General features: G+C 55.9%; 7 protein-coding genes. 4 read left to right on the forward strand and 3 right to left on the reverse strand.

Annotation, left to right across the window (positions count from 1 at the left end):
- Window positions 1–73: 73 nt before the first annotated feature.
- From IM294_RS17145 to IM294_RS17155, 3 genes are all read right to left on the reverse strand, one after another.
- Window positions 74–769, reverse strand: a complete 696-nt coding sequence (locus IM294_RS17145; RefSeq protein WP_041909023.1) for a CidB/LrgB family autolysis modulator — start codon at window positions 767–769, stop codon at window positions 74–76.
- Window positions 766–1,161 (reverse strand): CidA/LrgA family protein, encoded by a 396-nt coding sequence (locus tag IM294_RS17150; RefSeq protein WP_045629863.1) that lies wholly within the window; start codon window positions 1,159–1,161, stop codon window positions 766–768. The genes IM294_RS17145 and IM294_RS17150 overlap by 4 nt, the downstream gene beginning before the upstream one ends.
- Before the next feature lie 190 nt (window positions 1,162–1,351).
- Window positions 1,352–2,056, reverse strand: coding sequence for a type 1 glutamine amidotransferase (locus tag IM294_RS17155; protein WP_126818208.1), 705 nt, complete (start codon window positions 2,054–2,056; stop codon window positions 1,352–1,354).
- Between the two features lie 59 nt (window positions 2,057–2,115).
- On the opposite strand from IM294_RS17155, the gene IM294_RS17160 reads away from it, so the two are divergent.
- The 4 genes from IM294_RS17160 to IM294_RS17175 all read left to right on the forward strand — a co-directional run bounded on the left by IM294_RS17160 (window position 2,116) and on the right by IM294_RS17175 (window position 6,273).
- On the forward strand, window positions 2,116–2,913 hold the full coding sequence (locus IM294_RS17160; RefSeq protein ID WP_126326827.1) for a helix-turn-helix domain-containing protein: 798 nt from the start codon (window positions 2,116–2,118) through the stop codon (window positions 2,911–2,913).
- Window positions 2,914–2,954: 41 nt separating this feature from the next.
- On the forward strand, window positions 2,955–3,887 hold the full coding sequence (dusC, locus tag IM294_RS17165) for a tRNA dihydrouridine(16) synthase DusC (RefSeq protein ID WP_126818209.1): 933 nt from the start codon (window positions 2,955–2,957) through the stop codon (window positions 3,885–3,887).
- Window positions 3,888–4,039: 152 nt separating this feature from the next.
- On the forward strand, window positions 4,040–5,458 hold the full coding sequence (gene mdtQ, locus IM294_RS17170; protein ID WP_126818210.1) for a multidrug resistance outer membrane protein MdtQ: 1,419 nt from the start codon (window positions 4,040–4,042) through the stop codon (window positions 5,456–5,458).
- Between the two features lie 50 nt (window positions 5,459–5,508).
- A complete protein-coding gene (locus tag IM294_RS17175) occupies window positions 5,509–6,273 on the forward strand; it encodes an SDR family oxidoreductase (RefSeq protein ID WP_126818211.1) in 765 nt (254 codons plus the stop codon).
- Window positions 6,274–6,366 lie beyond the last annotated feature (93 nt).

Here is a 6,366-nt window from a genome sequence, read left to right on the forward strand (position 1 = left end):
ATATGTGATCCACTTCTCATTATGTATGCAACTTATGAAATCAAAATGAAATTTGCGCGACGCATCGCAAATTTTAGCCCATCACCGCCAGAATCAGCGGGAAAATGAACGGGGCGAGCAGGGAGGTGATAATCCCGCAGATCACCAGCGCAAGCGAGCTAAACGCCCCTTCCTGATAGTCCAGCTCCGCGCAGCGGGCGGTACCCAGCGCGTGCGAGGCGGTGCCCATCGACAGCCCGCGCGCTGCTTTGGTGTGAATACGCATCCCGTTCAGCAGAGTGTGGCCAAACACCGCGCCGAGAATACCGACGAAAATCACGCACATCGCGCTGATGGCCGGAATACCGCCGAGGCTGCCGCCTACCGCCATCGCGATAGGCGTGGTCACTGATTTAGGCAGGATAGAGGCGGCAATTTGCGGGGAGGCCCCCATCAACAGCGCCACCGACGTGCCGGTGATCATCGCCACCAGGCTTCCCACAAAACAGATGGTAATGATGGACTTCCAGCGTGCGCGGATCTGGTGCAGCTGCTCGTATAAAGGAAAGGCAAGCGCGACAACGGCGGGCTGCAGGAGGTCGTTTAAAATTTTGCTGCCTGCAAAGTAACGCTCATAAGGAATGCCGGTGAGCAGCAGGAAGGGAATAATCACCACCATCGCCACCAGCAGGGGGTTCAGCAAGGGCATTTTAAATCGTGCGGCAAGCTTGCGCGCGGCGAAGAATACCAGCAGGGTTAACGGCAGTGACCACCAGATATTAGCCATCATTTTTTTGTTTTCTCCCCGACCACGTTACGTTCGCCATGTACCAGATGAGAACTCCAGCTCACCACCAGGAAAACCACCAGCGTGCTGACCGCGCAGGAAACGACAATCGGGCCGAACTGCGCTTTGAGCAAATCAAAATACTGCATGACGCCCACGCCGATAGGCACGAAAAGCAGCGCCATATAGCGAATGAGGACGAAGCAGCCTGGATTGACCCACTTTGCAGGCAGAATTTGCAGCGCCAGTAAAACGAAGAGGATCAGCATACCGATAATGCTGCCGGGAATGGTGATGGGCAGCAGCGACGCGATGAAAATGCCGGCATACAGGCAGGCGTAAATCAGGACGAATGCGCGCAGATATTGCCAGATAATGTTCAATGATTTGCTCATGGTGATAGTCCTTGCTGAAACGCATTCATCATACAATTAAACCTAAAAATGTGCCACGGATCACATCATGAATTTTGAGCATACCAGACATTCCGGAATGGAACGTCCGGTATTTCCTTACTGGTGCAGGCTACAGTTTAGAGGAAAGGGATTGCGCTGGCGAAGTCACGCGCCAGAGAAGGCATCAGCGTCAGGCGGTCAGTCTATCGAGAAAAGAAAACAGCACCTGGTTCATTTCGCGATAATCATGCGAGCGGAGTTTTTCCGCCGTTTCGACAAAACGGAATTCACCCGCACGGCGGAGGTCATTCTGCGAATGCTCAATCAGCAACTCTACCACCTCCGGCGTCAGCTCCATATGGCACTGGAAACCGTAAACCCGTTCGCTGTATTGCACGATCTGGCGGGGACAACCCTCGCTGTAAGCCAGAACCTTAGCCTGCGGCGTCAACCCAGGCATATCGTTATGCCAGTGACCGACGTTCAGCACGCTGCCAAAGTCCTCAAACAGCGGGTTCGCCTTGCCTGCATCTGTGAGCCTGACGGGAAATTTGCCGATCTCTTTTTCCGGGCTGTGGCAAAACGCTGCGCCCAGCGCTTCGCCGATAAGCTGTGAGCCCAGACAAACGCCTATCACCGTTTTACCTGCCTCTATCGCGCGGCTGATGAGTGCCTTTTCCGCCTGCGCATCAAACCAGGGGCATTCCTCAAGCGTGGTAGCGGGGGATTGCGGGCCTCCCATGATGATAAGCAGGTCTGTGCCCCCCAGTTCCTCAGGTAAAGGTTCGCCCTGATACACTCTGGTGTAGCTCAGACTGCAGCCGCGACTTTTCCCCCAGATTTCATAGGCGCCTGGCGCCTCGAAATGTTCATGAATAATAAAATGGATGTGCATTGCGTCTCTCTCTGGTTACGTGTACAAGCAGCATCATAAGAGGAAGGGGGGAATGTGAAATGCCAACCGTTATCGATAAAACGCCAATTCACGACGATGCTATCGGATGGTCAAGAGGGGCAATTCGCTATACGCGCGGCGAAGTCGATCCGCCTCACCAGCATTCGCAGGGACAACTTTTGTTTGCCATTAAGGGGGTTATGCTGGTTGAAACCGGCAGCAAACGCTGGGTCATACCGCCGCAGCGCGCGCTGTGGATCCCTCCCTTACAGGAGCATACCTACAGCGTGTTATCCGCAACGGAGCTTCGCGCGGTCTGGTTTAGCCCGGCACTGATTTCGCAATGCGAACCTTTTAAGCGGAAAGACGAGGTTCACGTAATTATGGCCACAGCGTTGTTCAAAGAGCTGATTGCCGGGCTGTTCAGCGCGGAATACCGGCCGGCAAGTCAGCGCAGCATGGCCGTTTTGCTGCTCGACATCCTCAGCGAAACGCAGCAGATTTCTGCCGAACTGCCGATGCCCGTGGATGAGCGCTTACATCGCGTGGCCTGTGACATCATTGCCAACAATCTCTGGGATCTCTCTCTGGAAAGGCTGGCGGAACGGGCCGCGATGTCTGAACGCACATTTTCACGTGCGTTTATCAACGATACCGGCTTTAGCTTCCGGGCCTGGCGACAGCGCGCAAGGATTTGTGCCTCGCTGGATCTCCTCGCCAACGGATACCCGGTTAAGCAGGTGGCCTGGATGCTGGGGTTTTCCGGCCCGGCGGCATTTGCGGCGGCGTTTCGCGCTATTGTTGGGGCAACGCCGGGTGACTTTCTGCCTGAACAGAAGCGCTTCCCAGCGATATAGAGAGCGGCTACTATAGCGCGTCTTTTTTCACAGGTACTGTTATGCGTGTTTTACTGGCCCCAATGGAAGGCGTGCTCGACTCTCTCGTGCGCGATCTTCTGACCGAGGTGAACGACTACGATCTCTGCGTGACGGAGTTTTTGCGCGTGGTCGATATGCTGTTGCCGGTAAAATCCTTCTTCCGGCTCTGCCCCGAGCTGCACAACCAGAGCCGAACCTCTTCCGGCACGCTGGTGCGTATTCAGCTGCTCGGCCAGTATCCTGAATGGCTGGCGGAAAACGCCGCCCGCGCGGTAGCGCTTGGCTCTTACGGGGTGGATCTGAACTGCGGCTGTCCGTCGAAGCTGGTGAACGGCAGCGGCGGCGGAGCGACGTTGCTGAAAGATCCTGAGCTGATTTACCGCGGCGCGAAAGCCATGCGTGAGGCCGTGCCCTCGCATTTGCCGGTGACGGTTAAGGTGCGCCTGGGGTGGGACAGCGACGCCCGACAGTTTGAAATTGCCGATGCGGTGCAGCAGGCCGGGGCCACCGAGCTGGTGGTGCATGGCCGCACTAAAGAAGACGGCTACAAAGCCGAGCGCATTAACTGGCAGGCGATTGGTGAGATCCGCAAACGACTTACTATTCCGGTGATCGCGAATGGCGAAATCTGGGATTACGAGAGCGCGCAGGCGTGCCTGAAAGCCACCGGCTGCGATGCGGTGATGATTGGCCGCGGTGCGCTGAACGTGCCGAACCTCAGCCGGGTGGTGAAATATAACGAACCGCGGATGCCGTGGGCAGACGTCGTCACGCTGCTGCAAAAATACAGCCGTCTGGAGAAGCAGGGCGACACCGGTTTGTATCACGTCGCGCGTATTAAGCAGTGGCTGAGTTATTTACGCAAAGAGTACAGCGAAGCGCTGGGATTATTTCAGGAGATCCGCACGCTGCAAACGTCGGCTGATATTGCGCGAGTTATACAGTCAAAATAAACGGCAATTATATTTAAAAATAAATAATTCACTCGGTGAATATTTTGCCGAGTATGTAAGTGTATGACAATTTGCGGATTGCCACGCGTTACTAAAAAATAGCGCGTCATCAAGCGTAAGTTGCGCCTTTATTTTTTTGAGTGCATGGCGTAATGAAACGTTTTCTTATTTTATCTCTGAGTGCTCCCCTTGTTTTTATGCTGGCTGCCTGCGCACCGGAACATTCCACGGTGTCGCCAATTCAAACGCAAACGACAGCCGCGTCCGTTAATACCCAACTTCGTCATGCGGACTGGCCGAAAAATGAATGGTGGAAAGAATATAACGACCCGCAGTTAAATTCACTTATTGCCAAAGCCATAGCGGATGCGCCCGATATGCAAATTGCCCGGCAGCGCATTACGCTTGCCGAAGCGCAGGCCAGAGCCGCTATCGCAGCCGATGGCCCACAAATGGATTTTTCAGCGGATGTTGAACGGCAAAAAATGTCGGCAGAGGGGCTGATGGGGCCGTTTGCCCTTACCGACCCGGCGGCGGGCACCACCGGCCCATGGTATACCAACGGCACCTTTGGCCTGACGGCGGGCTGGGATCTCGATCTATGGGGAAAAAACCGCGCCCGGATTGCAGCGCGTATCGGTAAAGTGAATGCGCAAAAAGCGGAGCTGGAGCAGACCCGCCAGCTGCTTTCAACCAGCGTTGCGCGCCTTTACTGGGCGTGGCAGACCCAGGCCGAAGCAGGGGAAGTTCTTACCCGGATTAAACAGGAGCAGGAAAATATTATCGACGCCGATCGCGAACTGTATCAGCACGGTATTACCTCCTCGGTGGAGGGCGTCGAAACCGATATACACGCCAGTAAGACTAATGAACAGCTGGCCGACGTAAAGGGCAAAATGAAGGCCATTGAAGCGCGTCTGGATGCGCTGACCGGCACCCCGGCGACACATCTTACGCGCCACCCGTTGCCTGCAGCAGAAGCCTCGCTACCGTCAACGCTGGGCTATGAACTGCTGGCACGCCGTCCCGATCTGCAGGAGGCGCACTGGTATATCGAAGCCTCCATGAGCGAGGTGGAAGCCGCCAGAGCGGCGTTCTATCCTGACGTGAACCTGATGGCGTTCTTACAGCAGGATGCCCTGCACCTGAGCGATTTGTTCCGCTCTTCAGCCCAGCAGATGGGCGTGACTGCCGGACTGACGCTGCCGATCTTCGACAGCGGCAGGCTGAACGCTAATCTGGATATCGCCCAGGCGCAGAATAACCTCTCGGTCGCGAACTACAACAAAGCGGTGGTGGAGGCGGTCAATCAGGTGGCGCGTACGGCAAATGAAGTTGAAACCCTGACGGCAAAAAATCGTCACCAGCAGCAGATCGAAAAAGACGCGGCGCGCGTGGTGGCGCTGGCGCAGGCGCGTTTTAGCGCAGGTATTATTGCCGGTTCGCGGGTCAGCGAAGCCAGAATCCCGGCACTGAAAGAGCATCTCGAAGGCGTCATGTTGAAAGGCCAGTATCTCGACGCCACGCTGCAGCTGACGTCAGCGCTGGGCGGCGGCTATCATCATGGCTAAACAGGGCCATTATCTATACTTACCTCTTTGCAGTTTTTCAGGAGGTGAGTATGAACAGAGTAGCGATTGTAACCGCATCGGATTCAGGGATCGGTAAAACCACGGCGCTGATGCTGGCAGAGCGCGGGTTTGATATTGGCGTCACCTGGCATTCGGATGAAAAAGGGGCGCTGGAAACCTGCCGTGAAGTTGAAGCGCGTGGGCAGCGTGCAGAGGCTATCCATCTTGATTTAAGCACGCTCCCGGACGGCGCTGAAGCCATTGAAACGCTCATTGCACGTTTCGGCCGGCTGGACGTGCTGGTTAACAATGCCGGAGCGATGACCAAAGCGCCATTTCTTGAGATGGCGTTTGACGACTGGCGGAACATTTTTACCGTCGACGTGGACGGCGCGTTTCTCTGCTCGCAGATTGCGGCACGGCAGATGGTGAAGCAGGGGGAAGGCGGGCGGATTGTGAACATCACCTCGGTGCATGAGCACACGCCGCTGCCTGATGCCAGCGCTTACACGGCTGCGAAACATGCGCTCGGCGGCTTAACCAAATCTATGGCGATGGAGCTGGTGAAGCACAAGATTCTGGTGAACGCCGTCGCGCCGGGGGCCATTGCCACGCCGATGAACGATATGGACGACAGCGAAGTGAAGGAAGGGGCAATGCCGGAAATCCCGCTGGCAAGGCCGGGCCACACCAAAGAAATCGCCAGCCTGGTGGCGTGGCTGTGTGACAGCGACGCCAGCTATACCACAGGGCAATCGTTTATCGTCGACGGGGGCTTTATGCTGGCGAACCCGCAGTTTAAGCCGGAAGGGTAACAGGTTTCCCCTCTCCCCTGTACAGTCCGGGGACATGGTAGACAGGTGTTCGGGGACATGGTGAACACTTTTTAACATCCTTTACCCATGGTG

The organism is Enterobacter cloacae complex sp. P43RS, from assembly GCF_014930585.1.
Taxonomy (GTDB): Bacteria; Pseudomonadota; Gammaproteobacteria; order Enterobacterales; family Enterobacteriaceae; genus Enterobacter; species Enterobacter bugandensis.